This window comes from Pseudomonas sp. B21-010 (assembly GCF_024749325.1).
Taxonomy (GTDB): domain Bacteria; phylum Pseudomonadota; class Gammaproteobacteria; order Pseudomonadales; family Pseudomonadaceae; genus Aquipseudomonas; species Aquipseudomonas kilonensis.
The window spans coordinates 3,470,074-3,495,337 of the sequence record NZ_CP087198.1 but is presented as its reverse complement, the minus strand read 5'-3'; the positions used below and the strand labels follow the sequence as shown (position 1 = coordinate 3,495,337).

The 25,264-nt window shown below is 61.1% G+C and carries 18 protein-coding genes; 5 read left to right on the top strand and 13 right to left on the bottom strand.

The annotated features are described in order from the left end of the window. The 8 genes from LOY50_RS15235 to LOY50_RS15200 form a co-directional block, all read right to left on the bottom strand. Window positions 1–1,482 carry a mannitol dehydrogenase family protein gene (locus tag LOY50_RS15235; protein ID WP_258688207.1) on the bottom strand — a complete coding sequence of 494 codons (1,482 nt, stop codon included), beginning with the start codon at window positions 1,480–1,482 and terminating at the stop codon, window positions 1–3. Between the two features lie 15 nt (window positions 1,483–1,497). Next, window positions 1,498–2,601, bottom strand: coding sequence for an ABC transporter ATP-binding protein (locus LOY50_RS15230; RefSeq protein ID WP_258688206.1), 1,104 nt, complete (start codon window positions 2,599–2,601; stop codon window positions 1,498–1,500). Window positions 2,602–2,739: 138 nt separating this feature from the next. Further along, window positions 2,740–3,570 (bottom strand): carbohydrate ABC transporter permease, encoded by an 831-nt coding sequence (locus LOY50_RS15225; protein WP_214510254.1) that lies wholly within the window; start codon window positions 3,568–3,570, stop codon window positions 2,740–2,742. A gap of 10 nt (window positions 3,571–3,580) precedes the next feature. Further along, a complete protein-coding gene (locus LOY50_RS15220) occupies window positions 3,581–4,513 on the bottom strand; it encodes a carbohydrate ABC transporter permease (protein WP_258688203.1) in 933 nt (310 codons plus the stop codon). A 157-nt stretch (window positions 4,514–4,670) separates the two neighbouring features. Then, the gene (locus LOY50_RS15215) at window positions 4,671–5,981 is read right to left on the bottom strand and encodes a sugar ABC transporter substrate-binding protein (protein WP_253475193.1); all 1,311 of its coding nucleotides are present in this window, start codon (window positions 5,979–5,981) and stop codon (window positions 4,671–4,673) included. A 192-nt stretch (window positions 5,982–6,173) separates the two neighbouring features. Next, window positions 6,174–7,079 carry an AraC family transcriptional regulator gene (locus tag LOY50_RS15210; RefSeq protein WP_253475190.1) on the bottom strand — a complete coding sequence of 302 codons (906 nt, stop codon included), beginning with the start codon at window positions 7,077–7,079 and terminating at the stop codon, window positions 6,174–6,176. Window positions 7,080–7,149: 70 nt separating this feature from the next. Continuing rightward, window positions 7,150–8,442 carry a glycosyltransferase gene (locus tag LOY50_RS15205; RefSeq protein ID WP_258688202.1) on the bottom strand — a complete coding sequence of 431 codons (1,293 nt, stop codon included), beginning with the start codon at window positions 8,440–8,442 and terminating at the stop codon, window positions 7,150–7,152. A gap of 77 nt (window positions 8,443–8,519) precedes the next feature. Continuing rightward, entirely contained in the window at window positions 8,520–8,894 is a 375-nt protein-coding gene (locus LOY50_RS15200; RefSeq protein ID WP_253475184.1) for a response regulator, read from the bottom strand. A 259-nt stretch (window positions 8,895–9,153) separates the two neighbouring features. On the opposite strand from LOY50_RS15200, the gene LOY50_RS15195 reads away from it, so the two are divergent. Genes LOY50_RS15195 through LOY50_RS15175 form a run of 5 tightly spaced genes read left to right on the top strand, consistent with a single transcriptional unit; the run spans window position 9,154 to window position 15,691 of the window. Continuing rightward, window positions 9,154–12,636 carry a response regulator gene (locus tag LOY50_RS15195; RefSeq protein ID WP_258688200.1) on the top strand — a complete coding sequence of 1,161 codons (3,483 nt, stop codon included), beginning with the start codon at window positions 9,154–9,156 and terminating at the stop codon, window positions 12,634–12,636. Beyond that, on the top strand, window positions 12,636–13,451 hold the full coding sequence (locus LOY50_RS15190) for a protein-glutamate O-methyltransferase CheR (protein WP_253475179.1): 816 nt from the start codon (window positions 12,636–12,638) through the stop codon (window positions 13,449–13,451). The genes LOY50_RS15195 and LOY50_RS15190 overlap by 1 nt, the downstream gene beginning before the upstream one ends. Further along, window positions 13,448–14,035, top strand: a complete 588-nt coding sequence (locus LOY50_RS15185; protein ID WP_253475176.1) for a chemotaxis protein CheB — start codon at window positions 13,448–13,450, stop codon at window positions 14,033–14,035. Before LOY50_RS15190 ends, LOY50_RS15185 begins: the two co-directional genes overlap by 4 nt. A 5-nt stretch (window positions 14,036–14,040) precedes the next feature. Next, window positions 14,041–15,321, top strand: coding sequence for a hybrid sensor histidine kinase/response regulator (locus LOY50_RS15180; RefSeq protein ID WP_253475173.1), 1,281 nt, complete (start codon window positions 14,041–14,043; stop codon window positions 15,319–15,321). Then, window positions 15,314–15,691: a response regulator gene (locus LOY50_RS15175; protein ID WP_014338183.1), complete on the top strand. Its 378-nt coding sequence runs from the start codon at window positions 15,314–15,316 to the stop codon at window positions 15,689–15,691. Before LOY50_RS15180 ends, LOY50_RS15175 begins: the two co-directional genes overlap by 8 nt. Before the next feature lie 165 nt (window positions 15,692–15,856). Here the strand turns inward: LOY50_RS15175 and LOY50_RS15170 are convergent, their stop codons facing one another. From LOY50_RS15170 to LOY50_RS15150, 5 genes are all read right to left on the bottom strand, one after another. Further along, window positions 15,857–17,530, bottom strand: coding sequence for a response regulator (locus tag LOY50_RS15170; RefSeq protein ID WP_258688195.1), 1,674 nt, complete (start codon window positions 17,528–17,530; stop codon window positions 15,857–15,859). Then, window positions 17,527–19,029: an ATPase domain-containing protein gene (locus LOY50_RS15165; protein ID WP_024618349.1), complete on the bottom strand. Its 1,503-nt coding sequence runs from the start codon at window positions 19,027–19,029 to the stop codon at window positions 17,527–17,529. Before LOY50_RS15165 ends, LOY50_RS15170 begins: the two co-directional genes overlap by 4 nt. A 246-nt stretch (window positions 19,030–19,275) precedes the next feature. Continuing rightward, a complete protein-coding gene (locus LOY50_RS15160; protein ID WP_214510263.1) occupies window positions 19,276–20,334 on the bottom strand; it encodes a lipopolysaccharide assembly protein LapB in 1,059 nt (352 codons plus the stop codon). A gap of 326 nt (window positions 20,335–20,660) precedes the next feature. Further along, the gene (locus LOY50_RS15155; RefSeq protein WP_258688193.1) at window positions 20,661–22,082 is read right to left on the bottom strand and encodes an efflux transporter outer membrane subunit; all 1,422 of its coding nucleotides are present in this window, start codon (window positions 22,080–22,082) and stop codon (window positions 20,661–20,663) included. Continuing rightward, window positions 22,079–25,258: an efflux RND transporter permease subunit gene (locus LOY50_RS15150; protein WP_253475167.1), complete on the bottom strand. Its 3,180-nt coding sequence runs from the start codon at window positions 25,256–25,258 to the stop codon at window positions 22,079–22,081. The genes LOY50_RS15155 and LOY50_RS15150 overlap by 4 nt, the downstream gene beginning before the upstream one ends. Window positions 25,259–25,264: the final 6 nt, after the last annotated feature.

Here is a 25,264-nt window from a genome sequence, read left to right as displayed (position 1 = left end):
TTAGTTCAAGTCAGCCAGTATCCGCTCAAGCGTTCGCGTTACCCCGTGCTCGCGCAAGCTGTTGCAACACCATTGGAATGCTGCCACGAACTCCGGCGAGCGGGGAATGGCGGTGCCAAAGATTTCTTCCACCTCCAGCACCCGCTGGGTCACCAGCGCATCGTCAGCCACCAGTGCCTGGCAGAATGCTGCCCGTGGGTCCGGGATTGAATACGTCACGCCATTCTCGTCCACGCCCTTCAGGTACACGGCCCAGGCGGCCACCACCAGCGCCGCGCGACGGGTTTCGCCACCGTCGGCGATCAAGCGGTTAATGGTCGGCACAGTGAATTTTGGAAACTTCGACGAGCCGTCCGAACAGACCCGTTCCAACTGGTCGGCAATCGCCTGGTTGGAAAAACGCGCCACCAGGGTGTTCTTGTAGTCGGTCAGGTCGATGCCCGGCACCGGCGCCAGTTGCGGCGTCACGTCGAGGTCCATGTAGGCGCGCATGTAACGTACGAACAGCGGGTCGTTCATGGTCTCGTGGACGAAGCGATAACCCTTGAGAAAGCCCAGGTAGGTCAACGCCAGGTGGCTGCCGTTGAGCAGCTTGATTTTCATCTCTTCATAAGGTGTGACGTCATCGGTGAACTGCACGCCGACCTTTTCCCAGGCCGGGCGACCGTTGACGAACTTGTCTTCCAGGACCCATTGCACGAACGGTTCGCAGACCACCGGCCAAGCGTCGTCGATGCCATGTTCGTCATGCAGTTGCAAGCGATGGGCCACGCTGGTCATGGGCGTGATGCGATCGACCATGGCATTGGGGAAACTGACATTGCGCTCGATCCACTGCCCCAGCTCCGCGTCGCGCAGCGCGGCGAAGGCCAGCAATGCCTTGCGAGTCACGGCGCCGTTATGGGGCAGGTTATCGCAGGACATCAGGGTGAACGCCGGGGTGCCGGCCGCGCGGCGCTTGGCCAGGGCGGCGCAGAGGAAGCCGAAGACGGTTTTCGGCTCCTCGGGATGGGCCAGGTCGTGCTGGATCTGCGGCAGGTGGGCCATGAACTCGCCGTTGCTGTCGTCGATGCAATAGCCGCCTTCGGTGATGGTCAGCGAGACGATGCGGATCTGCGGATCGGCCAGTTTGTCGATCAGCGCCTGGGCGCCATCTTCAGCCAGCAGCATGTCATTGATCGCGCCGATCACCCGGACTTCGGTGTCATCGGTGTCACCCAGTTCGTACAGGGTGAACAGGTAGTCCTGGCCGGCCAGGTCATCCCGGGCACGGCGATCCTCGGCCCGCAGGCCCACGCCGCAGATGGCCCAGTCCAGGTCGGCGCCGGTATTCATCAGCGCATCGGTGTAGTAGGCCTGGTGAGCTCGGTGGAAACCGCCAACGCCGATGTGGGCGATGCCCTGGCGGATGTCGCCCAAAGGGTAGGCGGGCAGGGCGACGTCAGGCTTGAGGTTGTGCAGGTTTTGTCGGTTGAGTTTCATCGCAGGTCTCGGCAATCAGGCGGCGGCGCGCAGCGCGCGGGTTACCGCAACGCCCTCGGCATCGAATAAGTGGCAGTGTTCAGCGTCCAGGTGCAGGCTCAGTTGCTCGCCGAAACGGCTCGCCAGGTCGCCCCGAACGCGCATGGTCAAGGCTTCGCCGGAGGCCGTGACGACGTGACAGAAGGTGTCGCTGCCCAGCCGCTCGCTGACGTCGGCGGTGACTTGCAGCGTGCAATCACCCGGTTGCGCCAAGTTCAGGTGTTCCGGGCGAATCCCCAGGGTCACCGCGCCGCCGACGCTCAGGTTGGCACCGCTCAAGGGCAGGCTGATACGCGTGCCGGCGTCCAGCAGCACTTCACAGCCCTGACTGTCCAGGCCGGTAACCTTGCCTTTGAGAAAGCCCATTTTCGGCGTGCCGAGGAAGCCGGCGACAAACAGGTTGGCCGGCTGGTGGTACAGCTCCAGCGGTGAACCGACCTGTTCGATGCGCCCGCCATTGAGCACCACCACCTTGTCGGCCAGGGTCATGGCTTCGACCTGGTCGTGAGTCACGTAGATCATGGTCGCCTGCAACTCTTTGTGCAGGCGTGCCAGCTCCAGGCGCATCTGCACCCGCAGGGCGGCGTCGAGGTTGGACAGCGGCTCGTCGAACAGGAAGATTTTCGGGTTACGCACGATGGCCCGGCCGATCGCTACACGCTGGCGCTGGCCGCCAGACAGTTGCTTGGGCTTGCGCTCGAGCATCGGCCCCAGTTCAAGGATGCGTGCCGCTTCGTTGACCTTCTTCTCGACCTCGGTTTTGGGTACGCCGGCCAGGTCCAGGGCGAAGGACATGTTCTTGCGCACGCTCATGTGCGGGTACAAGGCGTAGGTCTGGAACACCATCGCCAGGTCGCGCTTGGCCGGGCTGACTTCGGTAATGTCCCGGCCATCCAGTTCGATGGTGCCGTCGCTGACTTCTTCAAGGCCGGCGATCAGCCGCAGCAGCGTGGACTTGCCACAGCCCGACGGGCCGACGAAGACCACGAACTCGCGGTCGTTCACCTCAAGGTCGATGCCCTTGATGATGGAGAAGCCTTCGAAACCCTTTTGCAAATTCTTGATTTTCAGGTTGGCCATGATGATGGGCCTCCACTTGTCATTTATTCAGTTGGCTGGGAAAGATCGCAGCCTCGTTGCACTCGACAGCTCCTACAGGGATCGCGAGGGCTGTGAGCTGTGTGTAGGAGCTGGCGAAGCCTGCGATCTTTTGACGGTTCATTTCACCGCGCCGAAGGACAAACCGCGCACCAGCTGTTTCTGGCTGATCCAGCCGAAAATCAGGATCGGCGCGCAGGCCAGGGTCGAGACGGCCGACAATTTGGCCCAGAACAAACCTTCCGGGCTGGAATAGGAGGCAATCAACGCCGTCAGTGGTGCGGCTTTGGAGGAGGTGAGGTTCAGCGACCAGAAGGCCTCGTTCCAGCACAGGATCAGTGACAGCAGCACAGTGGAGGCCAGGCCGCCCTTGGCAATCGGCAGCAGCACGCGGACCATTTCCTGCCACAGCGTGGCACCATCGAGGCGTGCAGCCTCGAGGATGTCGCGGGGAATGTCCTTGAAGTAGGTGTAAATCATCCAGACCACGATGGGCAGGTTGATCAACGTGTAGATGACGATCAGCGCGAGACGCGTGTCCAGCAGGCCAAATTGCTTGGCCAGCAGGTAGATCGGCATCAGCACGCCCACTGGCGGCAGCATCTTGGTGGAGAGCATCCACAGCAACGTGCCTTTGGTGCGCTGGGTTTCATAGAACGCCATGGAGTAGGCCGCCGGCACCGCAATCAGCAGGCACAGGGCGGTGGCGCTGAAGGAAATCACCACCGAATTCCAGGCGAAGCTGAAGTAGTTGCTGCGCTCATTGATGTGCAGGTAGTTCTCCAGCGTGGGCGCGAAGATGAACTGCGGCGGCGTGGCGAACGCATCGATTTCGGTCTTGAAGCTGGTCAGCACCATCCAGAAGATCGGGAAGAAGATCAGGATCGCGATGGCCCAGGCCAGCGTGCCCAGCAGCAGGCTTTGCAGGCGACGGGATTGTTGAAGAGTCATGGCGACGGCCTCAGTTCTTGTCGGTGAGGTTTTTACCGATCATCCGGACCAGGATGATGGCGGCGATGTTGGCAATGACCACGGCAATCAGGCCACCGGCCGAAGCCATGCCGACGTCGAACTGCACCAGTGCCTGGTTGTAGATCAGGTAGGCAAGGTTGGTGGAGGCGTAGCCGGGGCCACCGTTGGTGGTGGTAAAGATCTCGGCGAACACCGACAGCAGGAAGATCGTCTCGATCATCAGCACCACGGCAATCGGGCGGGCCAGGTGCGGCAAGGTCAGGTGCCAGAAAATCGCGATCGGGCCGGCACCGTCCAGGCGCGCGGCTTCTTTCTGTTCCTGGTCCAGCGACTGCATGGCGGTCATCAGGATCAGGATCGCGAAGGGCAGCCATTGCCAACTCACGATGATGATGATCGACAGCAGCGGATAGTGGGCGAGCCAGTCCACTGGCTGGGCGCCGAACAGTTTCCACACCGAGGCAAGGATGCCCGAGACCGGGTGGAAGATCAGGTTCTTCCAGATCAGCGCGCCGACGGTGGGCATGATGAAGAACGGCGAGATCAGCAGCACACGGACGATGCCGCGACCAAAAAACTCACTGGCCTCCAGCAGCGCGCTGATCAACACCCCCAGCACGATACTGATCAGCAGTACGCTGCCCACCAGCAACAAGGTGTTGGTGGCACCGGGCATGAAACCCGAGTCGGTCAGGAAGTAGGTGAAGTTCTCCAGCCCGACGAATTCGTTTTCGCCGGGGTAGAGCAGGTTGTAGCGGATCAGCGAGAAGTAGACGGTCATGCCCAGCGGCACGATCATCCACAGCAGCAACAAGGCCACTGAAGGACTGACCAGGAACCAACCGGGGTTCGCCAGGCGGATCTTGCGTGCCGGCGGGGCAATCTCGATGGAGGCTTTGGCAGTTGTTGTTGAGCTATTCATGGCATTGAACCGATTTTTGCGGGCCTATGAAGATCCACTGTGGGAGCGAGCTTGCTCGCGATAGCGTCGTGTCAGCCACCCGCGATAGGGGCTGTAAGGCCCTCATCGCGAGCAAGCTCGCTCCCACAGGAATCGGGAGCGGGCCTCAATGAGCTGACTACTTGGGATACCCAGCGCGTTTCATCTCGCGTTCGGTGGTGGACTGCGCGGCGGTCAACGCCTGGTCCACGGTCTGCTGGCCGGTCAGCGCGCCGGAAAAGAACTTGCCCACCTGGGTGCCAATGGCCTGGAACTCGGGAATGGTCACCAACTGGATGCCGATATAGGGCACAGGCTTGAGGGTTGGCGCTTTCGGGTCGGCGACTTTCAACGACTCCAGGGTCACCTTGGCAAACGGCGCGGCCTTCATGTACTCGTCGCTGTAGGTCGAGGTGCGGGTGCCTGGCGGTACGTTGGCAATGCCGTCGGTCTTGGCGACCAATTGGCTGTATTCCTTGGACGTCGCCCAGGTGGTAAAGACCGTGGCCGCGTCCTTGGCTTTGGAGCTGGTCGGGATGGCCAGGGACCAGGAGTACATCCACGAAGTGCCCTTGTCGGTTTTTTCGTGGGGGGCGAAGGTGAATCCGACGTGATCGGCCACCTTGCTCTGGGTCTTGTCGGTGACGAACGAACCGGCGACGCTGGCATCCACCCAGATCGCGCATTTGCCGCTGTTGAACAGCGCCAGGTTTTCGTTGAAGCCGTTGCTGGAGGCACCCGGCGGGCCGGATTTCTTCATGTTGTCGACATAGAAATTGAGTGCGTCTTTCCACTCTGGCCCATTGAATTGCGGCTGCCACTTCTCATCGAACCAGCGCGCGCCATAACCGTTGGCCAGGGTGGTGATGAGCGCCATGTTTTCGCCCCAACCCGCCTTGCCCCGCAGGCACAGGCCATATTGTTCCTTGGATTTGTCGGTGAGTTTTTCGGCGAACTCACCGATCTGGGTCCAGGTCGGGTGTTCGGGCATGGTCAGCCCGGCGTTCTTGAACAGGTCCGTGCGGTAATAGGTGATCGAGCTTTCGGCATAGAACGGCAGGGCATACAGCGAGCCTTTGACCGACAAGCCATCGCGCACGGAAGGGAAAACGTCGTCCAGGTCGTAGGAGGCCGGCAGGTCCTTCATTGGCTCCAGCCAGCCCTTGGCGCCCCAGAGTGCAGCTTCGTACATGCCAATGGTCAGCACGTCGAACTGTCCGCCCTGGGTGGCGATGTCGGTGGTCAGGCGCTGGCGCAGGACGTTTTCTTCGAGCACCACCCAGTTGAGCTTGATGTCCGGGTGCTCGGCCTCGAAGGTTTTCGAGAGCTTTTGCATGCGGATCATGTCGCTGTTGTTGACCGTGGCAATAGTGAGGGTCTGGGCGCCAAAGCTGACGCTGCTGAGGGTCATGCAGGTGGAGACAAGCAGAGCTTTTACCGAAGGTTTCATCGCGCACTCCTTTTCCGCGCCCGAAGGCTGCAGAAGGACAGTTATTGTTTTTGTGTCTTCCGGATGAAGGGAAGAATGTGCGCTGATTACAGCCCTCAATGGACGGCGTGACAAATCATCCGTCGCACTTGTGCTGATACTTTTTTGCACTGCAGAAAATTCTTGAGGGGGGAATCATTTGTGGGGAGGGGGTCAGCCCAGGTTCTGCTCGGTCAACCGCTGCACCGCCAGCCGCCGGTAGTGGGATGGGGTCATGCCCTTGAGTTGCTGGAACCGCCGGTTGAAATTGGAAATGTTGTTGAAACCCGATTCAAAGCACACGTCCGTCACCGGTTTATCACCGTCGGCCAGCAACTCGCAGGATTTGCTGATGCGCAGGCGATTGACGAATTCGATGAAGCAGCGACCGGTGGCCTGTTTGAACACCCGGCTGAAATAGGTGGGTTTCATGCCCAGGTGCTCGGCCACTTCTTCCAGGGACAGTTCCCGGGCGTAGTGGGCAAAGATGTAGTCCACCGCGCGGTTGGTACGATCGACACTGTGTTCGTCCGCCGCTTGCGCAGAGGTCGCGCCGGAAAGCAGTTGGTAGTCATCCGTGGCGGCCAGCAGCTCCATCAGGATGAAAAAATGCCCCAGGCGGCTCATGCCTTGGGAATCGGCGATGCGCTGCATCAGTGTCATGGCCTGGCGGATAGTGCGCTTGCAGCGGAACTCGATGCCGTATTGGGCACGCTCGAGCAGCGGTGCGACCGTCTTGAGTTCGGCGAATACCTGGTGGCCGCTTTCGAACAACTCGTCGGTGAAGTTCACCAGCATGTCGCGCTTGTGCACCACTTCGTCCTCGGCCACCTGGCTGATCCAGTTATGGGGCAGGTTGGGGCCGGTGAGGAACAGCGACTGGGGATAGAAGTTGCCGATGTAGTCGCCGATGAACACTTTGCCGGAACTGGCGACGATCAAGTGCAGCTCGTATTCCTTGTGGAAATGCCAGCGCACCAGCGGGCAGGGAAAACCGTGCTGACGGTAGATGATGGACAACCCGTTATGGTCGTCCATCAACTCGTAGGAGGGGTCGGTGATTCTGGCTGTTCGGGTCATGGGCCTGGCGCTTTTATTGTTATCGCCGTTGGATAATGCCCCCTTCGCCAGGCGGCTGCCACTCTGACGTCTAACCGTTGCGGTTTTTTTCTTCGATCCACTGGGACATGTATTGGGTGCTTTTGTGCTGGTGGTGACGCAGCATGCTGCCGGTGAAGTTGTCCCGGCGTCGTTGCGCCAGGTCCGCCCGGCAAGCGTTGATGCTGTCGATCAGCGCCGGGCCGTGCACCTGTTGCCGGTAGCGGCTCGCCAGCAGGGCGAGGCCAGCATCCTGGGCCTGGGTCCAGCGCGCCTGGTCGCGATACAACTGCACTGCCGCGTCGGCGATGCCTTCGGCGCTCTGGGCAATCGCGCCGGGCCAGGGCATGTCGCCGTGCATGGCTTCGGCTCCCACGGGCGTGGTGACGTTGGGTGTGCCGCAGAGCATGGCATCGATCAGCTTGCCCTTGATGCCGGCGCCGAAACGCAGCGGCGCCAGGCAGATACGTGCCGCCGACATCACCTGCAAGGCGTCCTCCGCCCAGTTCATGATGTGAAAACCCTGGGCCGGGTTATGCAACGCGGCGGCCTTGGGCGGGGTGTAGGCACCGTACAGGTGCAGCTGCGCGCCGGGTAATTGTTGGCGGATCAGTGGCCAGATGGCGTTTTTCATCCAGAGCACGGCGTCCCAGTTCGGTGCGTGGCGAAAGTTGCCGATGCTCAGGAAATGCGCCCGGTCCTCGAACGGCGCCGACGGTTCGCCGGGCAGGTCCAGCATCAACGGGCACCAGTGCAACAGGTTGCGGGGCAACTTGAAATGTTCCACCAACAGTTCGATTTCAACCTCGGACACCATCAGGTTGAGGTCGCAGCGGTACAGTGCAGCGATTTCCCGTTTGGCCAGGTCGGTGTCGGCCATCCGCTGGAACTCCTCGCCCAGGGCCGGGGCGAAGAGGTCGCTGAAATCCTCGCCAGCCTCATCGTGCTTCAGGCGGTCCTTCAAGCGCTGGTGCCGGGCGTGGCGCAGGCTCTGCAAGTCTGACGTCTCCAGCACCCGCAGGGCGCCGGGGCAGTGCTTCTCGACCCGCCAGCCGAACTGTTCTTCCATCATGAATTGGTCGAACAGCACGATGTCCGGCGCCAACTCGCTGATGAAGGCGTCGAAGCTGCTGCTATTGAGTTCGATCGGCACTTCGCGGATACCCAGCGCGACCAGGTCGGCGCGCTGTTCGCCGGGGCCCGCCGGACTGCTGAAGGTGATATCCCAGCCTTGCCCGAGGAAGGTGTCGAGGATCTGCATGACATGCCCGCTGGCAGCCGATGAGCGCGGCTCGGGCCAGACATAGCCGATAACCAGGACCTTGGTGGCGGTGGGGTGATGCATGAGCAGGGGGTTCCTCGAGGCGGATCAGGCGCTGTCGGCGCGCGGGGCGCCGATAGTGACCAAGAATACGATCCGGCTCAAGAAAGAATGCGTTTGACCTTGTCTCGCAGCTGATCGATGGAGAAAGGCTTGCCGATCACCGACATGCCTTCTGGCACATCGATACTTTCGGCGTAACCACTGGCAAACAGTACAGGCAGCTGTGGCCGCACGGCTCGGGCCTGTTTCGCCAATTCGCGCCCGTCCATGACCGGCAGGCCGACGTCGGTCATCATCAGTGCGATGGGCTGCGCGTCGTTGCGCAAAAACGCCAGCGCCTGTTCACAACCGTCCGCCTCCAGCACTTGGTATTCCAGCTCCTCCAGCACGTCGACGATCAACATCCGCACAATGTCATCGTCTTCGACGACCAGGATAGTGGACTGGGTGGCAGGAGGAGGAGGGGTGGACATAGTAGACATTCTCGAAGAAGGGAGCGGGAGGGAGACTCGAAAAAAAAGCCTCTTTCATGAGTAAGCTCCGAGGCGGCACAAGTTCCCAAGGTTGTACAAGAAAGGATCTATAGTACAAGAGCTGACAAGGATAGTCGCTTCCTTGCTACAAGGTAGATCGTCGCGGGAGTTGCGCCTTTGACTCGTCAGATAATGTGGATCCAAGCGCCGTTTTTCGGGCAAACTCCATGGTTTTCAACTGTCCACCAAGGCCCTTTCCATGACTCCTTCGTCTTCGGTCGACGAGCAAAGTTTTCGCAAGCTCCTGAGCCGCAATATCAGCCTGCCGCTGGGCATGGGCGCCCTCAGCGCGGTGTTTTTTATCATCCTTGTCACGTACCTGCTGTCGGTGATCCAGTGGGTCGGGCATACCGACCGGGTGATCAATAATGCCAATGAGGCGCTCAAGCTGAGCGTGGACCTGGAAACCGGCATGCGTGGCTACCTGTTGAACGGTGACGAGCACTTTCTCGAGCCCTATGAAGTGGCCAAGCCGCGGATCGCCGTCGCGTTGGATACACTGCTGGAATTGACAGCCGACAACCCCGTCCAGACCGACCGGCTGCACAAGATACAAGCGATCCAGACGGAATGGTCCACGTACGCCCAGAGCATGATCGACCTGCAACGCAGCAGCGGGGATTACCGGAGTGCGGCGAGGTCCGGGCGCGGCAAGCGCTTGACGGACGAGATCCGCCAAACCTTCGAGGAAATCGTCGATACCGAGCAGCAACTGCGTGCGGCGCGTAGCCAGGACGTGCGCACCACCACCGTCTGGAGCATTGGCCTGTACCTGCTGTTCGTCGCCGCAGTCAGTGGGTTGCTGGCCTACGTCGGCCGCCGGGATCTGTTGAGCTTGTCCGAGAGCTACGGCGCCAGCCTGAAGGTCCAGCAACGCAGCGCCTTGCACCTGGAGAAGCAGGCTTGGCTGCGCAATGGCCAGACGCAGTTGGCCGAGCAGGTCCTGGGGCAGTTGTCCCTGAACCTGTTGGGCCGCAACATCTTGCAGTTCTGTGCAAAGTACCTGGGTGTGGCGGTCGCTGCGCTCTATGTGCGGGAAGAAAATGGCGTGCTCAAGCGCGTCGCCAGTTATGGCTTGTCCCGGGAGGATGACGCGCAGCAGCAGGTGATCGTCGACGGTGAAGGTATCGCTGGCCAAGCCGTCCGACAGGGGCGTCTCATCCGGTTGGATGACGTACCGGACGATTACCTGAAAGTCAGCTCCGGCTTGGGGCAAGGGCTGCCCAACAGCGTGCTGGTGGCGCCCACCAGTGACGATGACCGGATCAACGGTGTCATCGAGTTGGGCTTCCTGCGGCCATTGACCGAGCGCGACATTGAGCTGCTGGAGCTGATTTCCGGCAATATCGGCACCTCCATCGAGGCCGCGCGTTATCGCCAGCGCTTGCAGGAGGTGCTGGCCGAAACCCAGCAGTTGAACGAAGAACTGCAAGTGCAGCAGGAAGAGCTCAAGACCGCCAATGAAGAATTGGAAGAGCAATCGCGCATTCTCAAGGAATCCCAGGCCCACCTGGAAGCCCAGCAGCAGGAACTGGAGCAGACCAACGAGCAATTGGCCGATCAGCGCGACGCCATGGACCAGAAGAACAACGAACTGAACCTGGCCCAGATCCAGTTGCAGGAGCGCGCCGAAGAGCTGCAGCGTTCGAGCAAGTACAAATCCGAGTTCCTGGCCAACATGTCCCACGAGCTGCGTACGCCGCTCAACAGCTCGCTGATCCTGTCCAAGCTGCTGGCGGAAAACCCGCAGCAGAACCTCAGCGAGGAACAGGTCAAGTTTGCCGAGTCGATCTACTCCGCCGGCAACGACCTGCTGAACCTGATCAACGATATTCTCGACATCTCCAAGGTCGAGGCCGGAAAGCTGGAAGTGCGCCCGGAAAACACCAGCGTGCAGCGTCTGGTGGAAGGCCTGCGGGACATGTTCGAGCCGTTGGCGGCCGACAAGGGCCTGGGGTTCGAGGTCCAGGTATTGCCCGATGCGCCGGCGATGCTCTACACCGATCGCCAGCGCCTGGAGCAGGTGATCAAGAACCTGCTGTCCAATGCCGTGAAGTTCACCGAGCAAGGCACCGTCAGCCTGTCGGTGGCCGGGCAGCCGGGCTCGGGCATCGCGTTCATGGTGCGCGACTCCGGGATTGGCATCGCCGCCGATCAGCAGCAAAGCATCTTCGAAGCATTCCGCCAGGCCGATGGCACGACCAATCGTCGTTACGGTGGCACCGGCCTGGGCTTGTCGATTTCCCGGGACCTGGCCACGTTGCTGGGCGGCTCGATCTGCGTTTCCAGCGAGCCGGGGCAGGGCAGCGTGTTTACGCTGGTAATGCCTGAGCGTTATGTCGAGCCCGGGGACTCGCCGATAGAACCGATGACATTCACCCCCACGGCCACCGCGCCAGCGCCGGCTGCGCCAACAGCCGCACCGGCACCGCTGATCGCTGAAGTGGAGACACCGATTGCCCGCTTTGCCGACGACCGCGACAAGGCGCCGTTCGACACCCGGTGCATCCTGGTGATCGAGGACGAGCCCAAGTTCGCCCGGATCCTGTTCGACCTGGCCCATGAACTCGGGTACCAGTGCCTGGTGGCCCACGGTGCCGATGAAGGCTTCGACCTGGCTTCGCAACTGGCCCCCGACGCGATCCTGCTGGACATGCGCCTGCCGGACCATTCCGGGCTGACGGTGTTGCAGCGGCTCAAGGAGCAGGCCGACACCCGGCACATCCCGGTGCACGTGATTTCCGTCGAAGACCGCGTCGAAGCCGCCATGCACATGGGCGCCATCGGCTATGCCGTCAAGCCGACCACCCGCGAAGAACTCAAGGATGTGTTCGCCCGCCTGGAGGCCAAGCTGACCCAGAAGGTCAAGCGGGTGCTGCTGGTGGAGGACGATGACCTGCAGCGTGACAGCATTACCCGGCTGATCGGCGACGATGACATCGAGATCACCGCCGTTGGCCTGGCCCAGCAAGCCCTGGACCTGCTGCGGACCAACGTCTACGACTGCATGATCATCGACCTCAAGTTACCGGACATGCTCGGCAATGACCTGCTCAAGCGCATGTCCAGCGAAGACATCTGTTCCTTCCCGCCGGTGATCGTCTACACCGGGCGCAACCTGACACGCGACGAAGAGGCCGAACTGCGCAAGTATTCGCGCTCGATCATCATCAAGGGCGCCCGTTCGCCAGAGCGCCTGCTGGACGAGGTGACACTCTTTCTGCACAAAGTCGAATCCCGGTTGTCCCATGAACGGCAGCGGATGCTCAAGACCGCCCGCAGCCGCGACAAGGTGTTTGAAGGCCGCAAGGTGCTGCTGGTGGACGACGATGTGCGCAACATCTTTGCCCTGACCAGCGCCCTGGAGGCGAAGGGGGCGATCGTTGTCATTGGCCGTAACGGCTTCGAGGCGATCGATCGCCTGAACGAATTCGACGACATCGACCTGGTGCTGATGGATGTAATGATGCCGGAGATGGACGGTTTCGAAGCCACCGCGCTGATCCGCAAGGACCCGCGCTGGCGCAAGCTGCCCATTATTGCCGTGACGGCCAAGGCCATGAAGGATGATCAGGAACGCTGCCTGGCGGCGGGTTCCAACGACTACCTGGCCAAACCGATCGATCTGGATCGTCTGTTCTCGCTGATTCGCGTGTGGTTGCCGAATATGGAAAGAATTTAGTGGAACGTGACACCGACATTGAACTTCGTTTGTTGATCGAAGCGATCTACCTCAAGTACAGCTACGATTTTCGCGATTATTCCGGTGCATCCATCAAGCGCCGGGTCCACCATGCGCTGAGCCAGTTCGAGTGCAAGACCATTTCGGCCTTGCAAGAGCGTGTGCTGCATGACCCGGGGGCGTTCATGCAGTTGCTGCAACTGCTGACGATCCCGGTCAGCGAGATGTTTCGCGATCCCTCACATTTCCTGGCCATTCGCGAGGAAATCGTGCCGCTGCTCAGGACGTATCCGTCGATCAAGATCTGGATCGCCGGTTGCAGCACGGGGGAGGAGGTCTACTCCATGGCAATCCTGCTGCGCGAAGAAGGCCTGTTGGACCGCACGCTCATCTATGCCACCGATATCAACCCGCGCTCGTTGGAAAAAGCCAAGCAGGGGATTTTTTCCCTGGAGAACGTGCGCACCTATACCCAGAACTACCAGGCCGCCGGAGGCCGGCGCTCGTTTGCCGATTACTATACCGCCGCCTACGATTATGCGATGTTCGACAAAACCCTGTGCGAGAACGTGACCTTTGCCGATCACAGCCTGGCGACCGACAGTGTCTTTTCAGAAACTCAGTTAATTTCCTGTCGTAATGTATTGATATATTTCAATAAAAAACTGCAGGATCGGGCGTTTGGATTGTTTCATGAGTCCCTTTGTCACCGTGGTTTCCTGGTATTGGGCAGTAAGGAGACGTTGGATTTCTCGGCTTACGGCCATCGATTCGAGCCGTTGGTCAAACAGGAACGGATCTATCGCAAGTTATGAACCAGACGAAGGACAGATCCAACCCGCCCATCGAGGCCATTGTCGTCGGTGCATCGGCCGGTGGCGTCGAAGCGTTGCTCAGGGTCTTCGGACACCTGCGCAAAGGCTTTGGCGTGCCCATCCTGGTGGTATTGCATTTGCCGGACGAGCGCGAAAGCCAGCTGGCCCGTGTCTTCGGACATCGTCTGGCGGTGCCGGTGGAGGAAGCCCGGGACAAGCAAGACATCGTGCCGGGAACCTTGTATGTCGCCACGCCTGGCTATCACTTGTCGGTCGAGGCAGACCGTAGCCTGTCGTTGAGCCTGGAGGAACCGGTGCATCATTCGCGGCCGTCCATCGATGTGTTGTTTGAATCGGCCGCCGATGTCTATGGCCAGAAACTGCTGGCCGTGGTGCTGACCGGCGCCAACAACGATGGCGCCTGTGGCTTGGCGAAGGTCAGGGCGCTGGGCGGGATCACGGTGGTCCAGGACCCCGATGAAGCCCAGGTCTCGACCATGCCCGAAGCGGCGCTGGCCCTGCACGAGCCCGACCATATCCTTACTTTGCAAGGCATCGGCCAATTGCTGGCCGGGCTGGAATGAACCACATGCCAAGAGATATTCAAGCCAAACTGCTGATCGTCGATGATCTGCCTGAGAATCTGTTGGCCCTGGAAGCGTTGATCAAGGGGGGCGACCGCGAGGTCTTCAAGGCCCTGTCGGCGGACGAAGCGTTGTCCCTGCTGCTGCAACACGACTTTGCCCTGGCCATCATCGATGTGCAGATGCCGGAAATGAACGGTTTCCAACTGGCCGAGCTGATGCGCGGCACGGAGAAGACCCGCAGCATCCCGATCATTTTCGTCAGTGCCGCAGGTCGTGAACGCAATTATGCCTTCACCGGTTATGAAAACGGTGCGGTGGACTTCCTGCACAAGCCGCTGGACACCCAGGCGGTCAAAAGCAAGGTCAATGTGTTCGTCGAGTTGTACCGTCAACGAAAGGCCATGAAGGAGCAGGTCGTAGCCCTTGAGCAGAGTCGCCGCGAGCAGGAGGTTCTGTTGCAGCAACTGGAGGCCACCCGTGGCGAGCTGGAGCAGGCTGTGCGCATGCGTGACGATTTCATGTCCATCGTCGCCCACGAGGTGCGCACGCCCCTCAATGGCCTCATTCTCGAAACACAACTGCGCAAGATGCACCTGGCCCGGGACAACGCCGCAGCCTTCAGCCTGGACAAGGTGCGGGCGATGGTCGAGCGCGACGAGCGGCAGATCAAGAGCCTGATCCGGCTGATCGAGGACATGCTGGATGTCTCGCGGATTCGCACCGGCAAACTGTCGATCCGTCCAACCCGTTTCAACCTGACAGCATTGGTGGAAAACCTGCTGCGCAATTTCCAGCCGCAGATCGCCGTCGCCGAATGCTCGTTGACCTGCTTGGCCGAACCCTCGGTGGAAGGGCTTTGGGATGAGTTTCGTATCGAGCAGGTGATCTCGAACTTGTTGACCAATGCGTTGCGCTACGGTGGCAAGGGCCCGATCGAGGTGCGCGTCTACAAGACGCCCGACCACGCCTGTATCGAGGTCCAGGATCATGGCATCGGTATCAGCGAGGAAAACCAGAAACGTATCTTCCAGCAATTCGAGCGCGTATCGTCCAAGGCGGCCGCTGCTGGCCTCGGGCTGGGGCTGTTCATTTCCGAGCAGATTGTCGCGGCCCATGGCGGGACAATCACGGTCAACAGTCGCCTCAATGAAGGGGCCTTGTTTCGTGTTTGCCTGCCTTTGCAGAAAACTGTCTTGGACAAAACCGCCGAACAGACGCAACCTCTGCGAGACCCCAAGGTCGTATCAGCAGCTATTGATCGAACAAAGGCTTCTCATGAGTGAAGATGCGCAAGATGTTGTATTGATCGTCGAGGATGACCCATCGATCCTGATGGTGTTGTCGGCCTACCTGTCGGGCGAGGGATACCGGGTGCTACAGGCCGAAAACGGTGCCCAGGCGTTCGAGATCCTGGCGAGCAAGCCTCATCTGGACATGATGATTACCGATTTCCGCCTGCCGGGTGGTATCTCCGGGGTGCAGATCGCCGAGCCTGCGGTCAAGTTGCGTCCAGAGCTGAAGGTCATTTTCATCAGTGGCTACGCGCAGGAAGTGCGCGACACTGACAGCCCCATTACCCGCAAGGCGCCGATCCTGGACAAGCCGTTCGACCTGGATGAGCTGCAGAGCATCATGCAGTCGATGTTGTCGTAGGTTTCAAAAGTATTGTTTGGATTGGGCAAGGCTTTTGTGGGAGCAAGGCTTGCCCGCGATGAGGGCTGCTCGGTCTTTCTGAAACCGAGGTGACTTCATCGCGAGCAAGCTTTGCTCCCACAGAATCAAGGATCTTCCCACAGAGTTAAGGACCTTCTCACTGAATCAAGGAACCGTGATCATCTCCCGCACCTTGGCCGTCAACAAATCAAACGTGAACGGCTTGGTGATCATCTGCATCCCCGGGTCCAGGAAACCGCCGCGTACCGCTGCATGTTCCGCGTAGCCGGTGATGAACAATACCCGCAAATCCGGACGGATCTGCCGGCCGATTTCCGCCAGTTGCCGGCCATTCATGCCGGGCAGGCCCACGTCGCTGATCAGCAGGTCGATGCGTTGGCCTGACTGGAGGATTGGGACTGCGCCGTTGGCGTCGGCCGCTTCCACGAAGGCATAGCCCAGTTCGCTCAACACCGCGCTCACCAGCACTCGCACCGCTGGATCGTCCTCGACGATCAGCACGGTCTCACCGTCCTGCGCATACGGTGCGTGTGGGGTGGTGACCTGGGGTTCGTGTATTTGCTCACCGCGAAAGCGCGGCAGGTAAAGGTTCACAGTGGTGCCTTTGTCGACTTCGCTGTCGATGGTCACATGCCCGCGCGATTGCTTGCTGAACCCATAGATCATCGACAGGCCCAGCCCCGTGCCCTGGCCGATTGGCTTGGTGGTGAAGAACGGATCGAACGCACGACCGATGATCGCTTCGGGCATGCCGCAACCGCTGTCCTGCACGCTCAGCACCACATAGTCGCCGGGTGCCAGGTTGGTGTAGGCGTCGGTAAAATCGGCGTCCAGGTGCTGGTTGCAGGTCTTTACCACCAGGTTCCCGCCATTGGGCATGGCATCCCGGGCGTTGAGGACCAGGTTGAGCAGGGCGCTCTCCAGTTGGTTGGGGTCGGCTTCGGCGACCCAGAGCTGCTCGTCCAGCTGCATGTCCAGGCGGATGCTTTCGTTGAGGCTGCGTTGCAGCAACTCGCCCATGGACAGCACCAGCGTATTCATCTGGACGGCCTTGGAGTCCAGTGATTGCCGACGGGAAAAAGCCAGCAGGCGATGGGTCAGGCCGGCGGCGCGGTTGGCCGAGGTCACGCCCAGGTCGATGAGGCTGTCCAGGTCCTCGGTGCGGCCCCGGGCCAGGCGCCGACGCAGCAGTTCGAGGCTGCCGATGATCCCGGTGAGCATATTGTTGAAGTCATGGGCGATACCGCCGGTGAGTTGGCCGACCGCTTCCATTTTCTGCGACTGGCGCAGGGCTTCTTCGTTATGGCGCAACTGGGCGGTGCGTTCTTCCACCTGCTGCTCGAGGGTTTCAAGGGTGGTTTGCAGGCGCAGTTCGCTGTTGCTCAGGTCGATCAGGCGGTCGCGGGCTTCGTACTGCCTTCGACGGCCGCGCAGGGCGGTGGTCACCAGGCTGATCAGGGTCACTGGGTGGAAAGGGCGCTCGAGGAAGGTCACGTTGCCCAGTTGCGTACCGATACGCGCCGCCGGGTTCTGTTCCGGGCCGCCGTGATGGGTCAGCAAGACAATGGGCAGGTCAGACCAGGCCGGCTGCTGTTCGATGTGCAGGAACAGCGCTTCCAGATCGGGCCCCACCAGGGCTTCCGAGGAAATCACCAGCAGGCCGGCGCCTTTTTCCAATTCTTCGCACAAATGGCCCAGATGACGGCAAATGAGGCCGGCGAAACCGGCTTCATTGAGGATCATCAAGGCGATCTGGCTGTCCCGTCCCAGCGGCGCGAGGATCAGCGCCCGCTCGGACAGGGGCTCGGCCAGCGTCACCGGTGTTCATCCCCGAGCAGCGGGTTGCTCTCGCCCATGTAAGTGGGCACCCCTCGCAGGACGCCTTGGAACGCCTCGAGCGGCTCGCCGATGGTCATGCCCAAGCCGCTGATGCGATATTCGCGGATGGTCGACTCATGGCTGCCGGTGCGTTTCTTGATGATGGAAATCGCCCGGCGCACCTTGCCCAGTGCTTCGAAATAACGCAAAAGAATCACCGTGTCAGCCAGGTAAGTAATGTCCACGGGCGCCTGCATGTCGCCGACCAGACCGTGCTGTGCAACAGTCATGAAGGTCGCCGCGCCCTTGCGGTTGAGGTAGAGCAACAATTCATGCATGTGCAGGACCAGGGCGTTCTCTTCCGGCATGGCCGCCTGATAGCCATTGATGCTGTCGATGACTACGGTCTTGATATCGCCCTCATCGACACAACGGCGCACGCGGTGGGAGAACTCGCCAGGGGACAGCTCGGCGGCGTCCACTTGTTCGATCAGCAGGTTGCCGGTCTCTTGCAGGGCCTGCAGGTCGATGCCGATGTTTTTCATGCGTTCGAACAGCAAGCCCAGTTCTTCATCGAAGATGAACAGCGCGGCCTTCTCGCCACGATGTACGGCGGCTGCAGCAAAAATCAGCGAGATCAGCGACTTGCCGGTCCCCGCCGGGCCCAGGATCAACGTACTGGAGCCGGTCTCGATACCGCCACCCAGCAGCGCGTCCAGTTCGCCGATGCCGCTGGAGAGTTGCTGGCGCAGGTATTGGCCTCGGTGTTCGGCGGCCACCAGGCGTGGGAAGACGTGTACGCCGTCGCCCATGATGGTGAAGTCATGGTAACCGCCGCGGTATTTCTGCCCGCGATACTTGACCACCCGGATACGCCGCCGTTCGGCGCCATAGTTGGGGGTCAGTTCTTCCAGGCGAATCACCCCGTGGGCGACACTGTGGACCGTCTTGTCGAGGGACTCGGTGGTCAGGTCGTCGAGCAACAGGACCGTGGCGTCGTAACGCACGAAGTAGTGCTTGATCGCGAGGATCTGGCGACGATAGCGCAAGGAGCTTTGCGCCAGCAGGCGAATCTCCGACAGGCTGTCGAGCACCACCCGGGTCGGCTTGACCCGTTCGACCACTTCGAAGATCTGCCGGGTCGCCTCGCCCAGCTCCAGGTCCGAGGAGTACAGCAGGCTCTGCTGGTGCTCGGCATTGAGCAGGCTTTCGGGCGGGGTCAGTTCGAAAATATGAATGTTGTCGTCCAGCGTCCACCCGTGGGAGGTTGCGCCCTGACGCAGTTCACGCTCGGTTTCCGATAGCGTGATGTACAACGAGCGCTCGCCAGCCTTGGCGCCGGCCAACAGAAAATGCAGCGCGACCGTGGTCTTACCAGTCCCCGGTTCCCCCTCAAGCAGGAACACATGGCCGCGGGACAAACCACCGGAAAGGACATCGTCCAGTCCTTCGATGCCGGTGGCGGCTTTTGCACTGATCAACTCGTTAGATGTAGACAAAAATAGCCCTCTCATGACTAGGGAAGTGGGCAGCAGGCGGGGTAACGCCTGAATTCAACTGCCTGAACACTTGACCTTTGGCGGTGATGGCGGTTCCGCTTACATCGATAAAACGCGGTGTATTGCACAACTTTGTAGGAGCTGTCGAGCGAAGCGAGGCTGCGATCTTGTCCCGGACAATTGAGTCGCAAGTGAAAGATTAAGATCAAAAGATCGTCCGAACGCGGCCCGAGCCTTCGGCAGCTCCTACAGACCCTGTTGCAGCGCCGGGTCGTCGGGGTTCAACTGTTCAAGTTGCGCCAGCAGGATTTGAACATTCTGCAACTGGCCGGTCTCCTTCCAATAGTTGATCAGCAGCACCCGAGCCTTGCGGTCGGCGGGGTAGCGCTGGACGATTTCCTGCAGCTGTTTCTGCGCCGCTTCCACTTCCTGCTCGGCATGCAGGGTGGTCGCCAGGTCATAGCGGTAATGGCGGTTCTCGGGCTCCAGTTCCACCGCTTTTGCCAAGCCGAGCACCGCATACTCGTTCTGGCCGTGTTGCAGCAGCCACATGCCCAGCGCATGTTGCAGATAAGCCGACGCTGGCTGGGTTTGCAACTGTCGGGCGAGCAATAATCGTGCGGCTTCGCTTTGGCCCTGTTTGTCCAGCACCTCGATCTGCATGACCAGCGCTGGCAGGTTGTCCGGTTGCAGGCGCAAGGCCTGTTCAAGGGCCAGTTGGGCTTTCTTCAGTTCGGCGTTGTGCAGGTGCAGTCGGGCGAGCTGGTAGTGGGTCTCAGCGGTTTTCGGACCGTCCTCGAGCACCTGTTCCCAGGTGTCGATGGCTAACTGCATCGCCCCGAAATACAGGCCGAGATCATCCGGCGACAAACCCAGCAGCGCGTTCACGGCGGCGAACCGGACGTTCTGGTCGTCATCGTCCAGGAGCGGGCCGAGCAACAGGCTGCGCTGGCCTGTCGGTACCAGCCCGACAACGCTGCCGATGGCGGCCCGACGCACGTCCGGCGATTCGCTGTGCAGGTCCGCATCCGCCAGCTTCAGGGCTTGGGGGCTGGGGTAGTTGGGCAGTTCGGCGTGCAGCCACACGCGGCGCTTGGGCGAAAGGTCCGGACGCCCCAATTGCTGGTAAAGCATCCGCGCCGCTCCTGGCTGCCCGTTGCGGGCGCTTCCCAAGGCTTCACTGTAGCCTCGCTTGATCGCTTCGGGGATCTGCGGCGTGGTGCTGCGCAGCCATACCGCGACAAGACCAATCACCAACAGGACACAGAGGCTGAGGAGCAGATAGCGGCGGCGAGGCGAGGGCATGCAGGGAATCCATTACCAGAAGCGTGAAATGTCGCAAGCTTCGGTCAGGTGGGGGCTTGAGTCAAACCCTGTGAAGCATCTCATGCGCCCAGGGTAAGCTTGCCCGAGTCAATGTGGGAGCAAGGCTTGCCCGCGATGAGGGCGGCTCATTTAGCATCAACGTAACTGACCCGCCGCTATCGCGAGCAAGCTTTGCTCCCACAGGCGCTCCTACAGGAGGAGGTGGAGGTTAGCGCCAGCCGAAAAAAAGCCCCGCGTCCAAATGAGACGCGGGGCAAAAATTTGGCTGGTTGCGGCCAACCAAAGGAGCTCGGTCGAGAAGGCGATCAGTTGCTGGCAACGGTCTCCGGTTTCCAGCCGCCGCCCAGGGCCTTGTAGATCGCGACGATGCCGCGGTACAGGTCCACTTCGGCCTGGGCCTGGGTGTCTTCGGCGGCCAGGCGTTCGCGCTGGGCGTCGAGCAGCACGAGGAAATCCACAGTGCCTTCGCGGTAGCGAATCTCGGCGAGGTCGGCGGCGGCGCGGCTCGATTCACTCTGGCGGATCAGCGAGATCAACCGTTGTTGGCGCTTGCCGTAATCACTGAAGGCGTTCTCCGATTCTTCCAGGGCCAGCAGTACTTGCTGCTCGTAGGTCGCCAGGGCGCCATCCGCCTCGGCGTCGGCACCGCGCAAGCGAGCCCGCACGCTGCCCAGGTCGAAAGCGGCCCAGGTAATGCTCGGGCCCAACGCCCAGGCGTTGGCCGCCGAGGAGCCGATCTGCGAGCCACGTCCGGCGGTGAAACCGAGGAAACCGCTCAGGCTGACCCGTGGGAACAGGTCGGCCTTGGCCACGCCGATGCGCGCCGTGGCAGCGGCCAGTTGGCGTTCGGCACTGAGAATGTCCGGGCGCCGTTGCAGCAGTTCACCCGGGTCGCCGATGGGCAGGGCCTTGGCGATGGCTGGCAACTGTTTCGGGCTCAGGTCCACGCTGAGCTTGTCCGGACGCTCGCCCAGCAATGTGGCGATGCGATTGCGTTGGCGCACCTGTTCGGCCTGCAGCTGCGGCACGCTGGCTTCCACCGAGGCCAGGCGGGCATCGGCCCGCACCACATCGAGCTGATCGCCGACGCCGGCATCACGCAGGCTTTCGGTGATCTTGCGCGAATCCTGCTGGTTCTTCAGGTTCGCCAGGGCGATCTTTTCCCGCAGTTGCGCACCGCGCAATTGACCGTAGGCGTCCACCAGTTCGGCGATCATGGTCACCTGCAACTGATAGAGATCGGCTTCGATCGCCTGCTGATTGGCATCGGTGGCTTCCAGGTTGCGCTGGATGCGTCCGAACAAGTCCAGCTCCCAGGCCATGTCCAGGCCCAGGTCGTAACGCTCGGTATTGACCCGGTCGGTGGTTTGCCCTGGGATCTGGCCTTTGCCCAGGTTGCTGCTGGCACGGCTGGTGATGGTCGGCATGGCGTCATTGCTGGCGTCATCGCGAATCGCCCGGGCGGCCCGCAGACGGGCGAAGGCTACGCGCAACTCGCGGTTGCCTTCCAGGGAGCGGGTCACCAACGCGTTAAGGGTCGGGTCGTCGAACTGCTGCCACCAGATGCCTTCGAACCGGGCACGGTCGAAATTCTTCTGGCCGGCGGCGCCGTCGGTGGCGGTGATGATATTCGCCGCCTCCGTTTGCGGGGCCTTGTAGTCCGGGCCCACGGCGCAGGCACTCAAGGCCAATACCAGCAAGCTCGGCACAAACGCTTTCAAACTCATTGTTGCGCCTCCAGTTTCAAAGCCCGGGCCGCCTTGCGGGCCTCGCTGCGCTCGACGAAGTTGCGGATCAGTACATAGAACACAGGGGTGAGCAGCAGGCCGAAGAAGGTCACGCCGAGCATCCCGGAGAACACCGCCACACCCATGGCATGGCGCATTTCCGCACCAGCACCGCTGGAGAACACCAGGGGCACCACGCCCATGATGAAGGCGAAGGAGGTCATCAAGATCGGCCGCAGACGCAGGCGGCACGCTTCGAGGACCGCCGCCAGCGGCTTCATGCCTTCGAGCTGTTTATCCTTGGCGAACTCGACGATGAGGATCGCGTTCTTGCAGGCAAGCCCCACCAGTACGATCAAGCCGATCTGGGTAAAGATGTTGTTGTCGCCACCGGAGAGAATCACCCCGGTAATGGCCGACAGCAGGGTCATCGGTACGATCAGGATCACCGCCAATGGCAGGCTCCAGCTTTCGTACTGTGCCGCGAGCACCAGGAACGCCAGCAGTACGCAGAGCGGGAACACGAACAGCGCGGTGTTGCCCGAGAGGATCTGCTGGTACGTCAGGTCGGTCCACTCGTACGTCATGCCGTTGGGCAGTTCGTCCTTGAGCAGTTTCTCGATGGCTTTTTCAGCCTGGCCGGAGCTGTAGCCCGGGGCGGCGGCACCGTTGATTTCAGCGGTGATGAAGCCGTTGTAGTGCATCACGCGGTCTGGCCCCGAGGTATCGCTGACCTTGATGAAGGTCGCCAGCGGGATCATCTCGCCACGGTTGTTGCGCACCTTGAGCTGGCCGATCTGGTCTGACTCGAGACGGAACTGCTGCTCGGCCTGGACGTTGACCTGGTAGGTACGGCCGAAGCGGTTGAAGTCGTTGGCATACAACGAACCCAGGTAGATCTGCAGGGTGTCGAAGATGTCGCTGACGGCCACGCCGTGGGTCTTGGCTTTTTCACGGTCGATGGCGGCATCGACCTGGGGCACGTTCACGGTGTAGCTGGTGAACAACCCGGCCAGTTCCGGCACGCTATGGCTCTTGGTGATGATGTTCATGGTTTCTTTGTACAGCTCGTCGTAGCCCAGGTTGCCCCGGTCTTCGATTTGCAGGCGGAAACCACCGATCGTACCCAGGCCCTGTACCGGCGGCGGCGGGAAGATCGCCATGTAGGCTTCCTGGATCCCGGCGAACTGGCCGTTCAAGGCGCCGGCGATGGCACCGGCCGACATGCTCGGGTCCTTGCGCTCGTCGAAAGGCTTGAGGGTCACGAACACGATGCCGGCGTTCGGGCTGTTGGTGAAACCGTTGATCGACAGGCCTGGGAAGGCCACGGCGCTTTCAACGCCCGGTTGCTTGAGGGCCAGGTCCGACATGCGCTTGATCACGTCTTCGGTACGGTCCAGGCTCGCGGCGTCCGGCAATTGGGCGAAGGCCACCAGGTATTGCTTGTCCTGGCCGGGCACGAAACCGGTCGGGGTGGTGGAGAAACCGAAGAAGGTCAACACCATCAGGCCCGCATAGAGCACCAGGGCGATGCCGCTGCTACGAATCACTCGGGCGACGGTGCCCACGTAACCGTGGCTGGCGCGCTCGAAGAAGCGGTTGAACGGACGGAACAGCCAGCCGCCGAAGAGCTTGTCGAGGAACTTGGAGAAACGGTCCTTGGGCGCGTCATGACCCTTGAGCAATACGGCAGCCAGGGCCGGCGACAGGGTCAGGGAATTGACTGCCGAAATCACCGTGGAGATGGCAATGGTCAGGGCGAACTGCTTATAGAACTGCCCGGTCAAGCCACTGATGAACGCTGCCGGAACGAACACCGCGCACAGCACCAGGGCGGTTGCGATGATCGGGCCAGTCACTTCGCCCATGGCGCGCTTGGTCGCCTCCACCGGGGTGAGCCCCAGTTCGATGTTTCGCTCGACGTTCTCCACCACCACGATCGCGTCGTCCACCACGATACCGATCGCCAGTACCAGGCCGAACAGCGAGAGGGCATTCAACGAGAAGCCAAACAGGTGCATTACCGCGAATGTACCGATCAGCGAAACCGGCACCGCCACCAACGGAATGATCGAGGCGCGCCAGGTCTGCAGGAACAGGATCACCACCAGCACCACGAGAATCAGTGCTTCGAACAGGGTATGTACCACTGCCTCGATGGAGCCACGGACGAAGATCGTCGGGTCATAGACGATGCTGTAGTCCATCCCGGCCGGGAAGCCCTTCTTCAACTCTTCCATCTTCTCGCGAACGTCGTTGGAGATCTGGATGGCGTTGGAGCCCGGACGCTGGAAGATCGGAATCGCCACCGCCGGCTGGTTGTCCAGTAGCGAACGCAGGGCGTATTGGCTGGAACCCAGTTCGACCCGGGCGATGTCTTTCAGGCGAGTGATCTCGCCGTTGGCGCCGGAACGAATGATGATGTTCTCGAACTCTTCCTCATTCACCAGGCGACCCTGGGTGTTGATCGAGAGCTGAAAAGCCTGGGCATTGGGCGCTGGCGGTGCACCCAGGGCGCCGGCAGCCACCTGGCGGTTCTGTTCACGGATCGCGGTGACCACGTCGGTGGCGGTCAGGTTGCGCGAAGCGGTCTTGTTCGGATCCAGCCAGACTCGCAGGGAGTAGTCACCCATGCCGAACAGCTGCACATCACCCACGCCGCCCAGGCGCGCCAGCTCATCCTTGATGTTGAGCAGGGCGTAGTTGGACAGGTAGAGCATGTCGTAGCGTTTGTCCGGCGAGGTCAAGTGCACGACCATGGTCAGGTCGGGCGATGCCTTGTCCACCGTGATGCCGATCCGGGTCACTTCTTCCGGCAGCTTGGGCTCGGTCCGGGTGACGCGGTTCTGCACCTGCACCTGGGCGTTGTCCAGGTCGGTGCCCAGGGCAAAGGTGATGGTCAGGGTGATCTTGCCGTCAGCGGTGGATTGCGAGGACATGTACAGCATGTTCTCGACGCCGGTGATGGCTTGCTCCAGGGGCGCGGCCACGGTCTCGCCGATGACCTTGGGGTTGGCGCCCGGGAAGTTGGCGCGCACGACCACGGTCGGCGGCACGACTTCCGGGTATTCGCTGATCGGTAATTGGAACAGCGAGATGGCGCCGGCGATCAGGATCAGCAGCGAAAGCACTGCTGCGAAGATCGGCCGCGAAATGAAGAACTGGGAAAATTTCATCTTGGA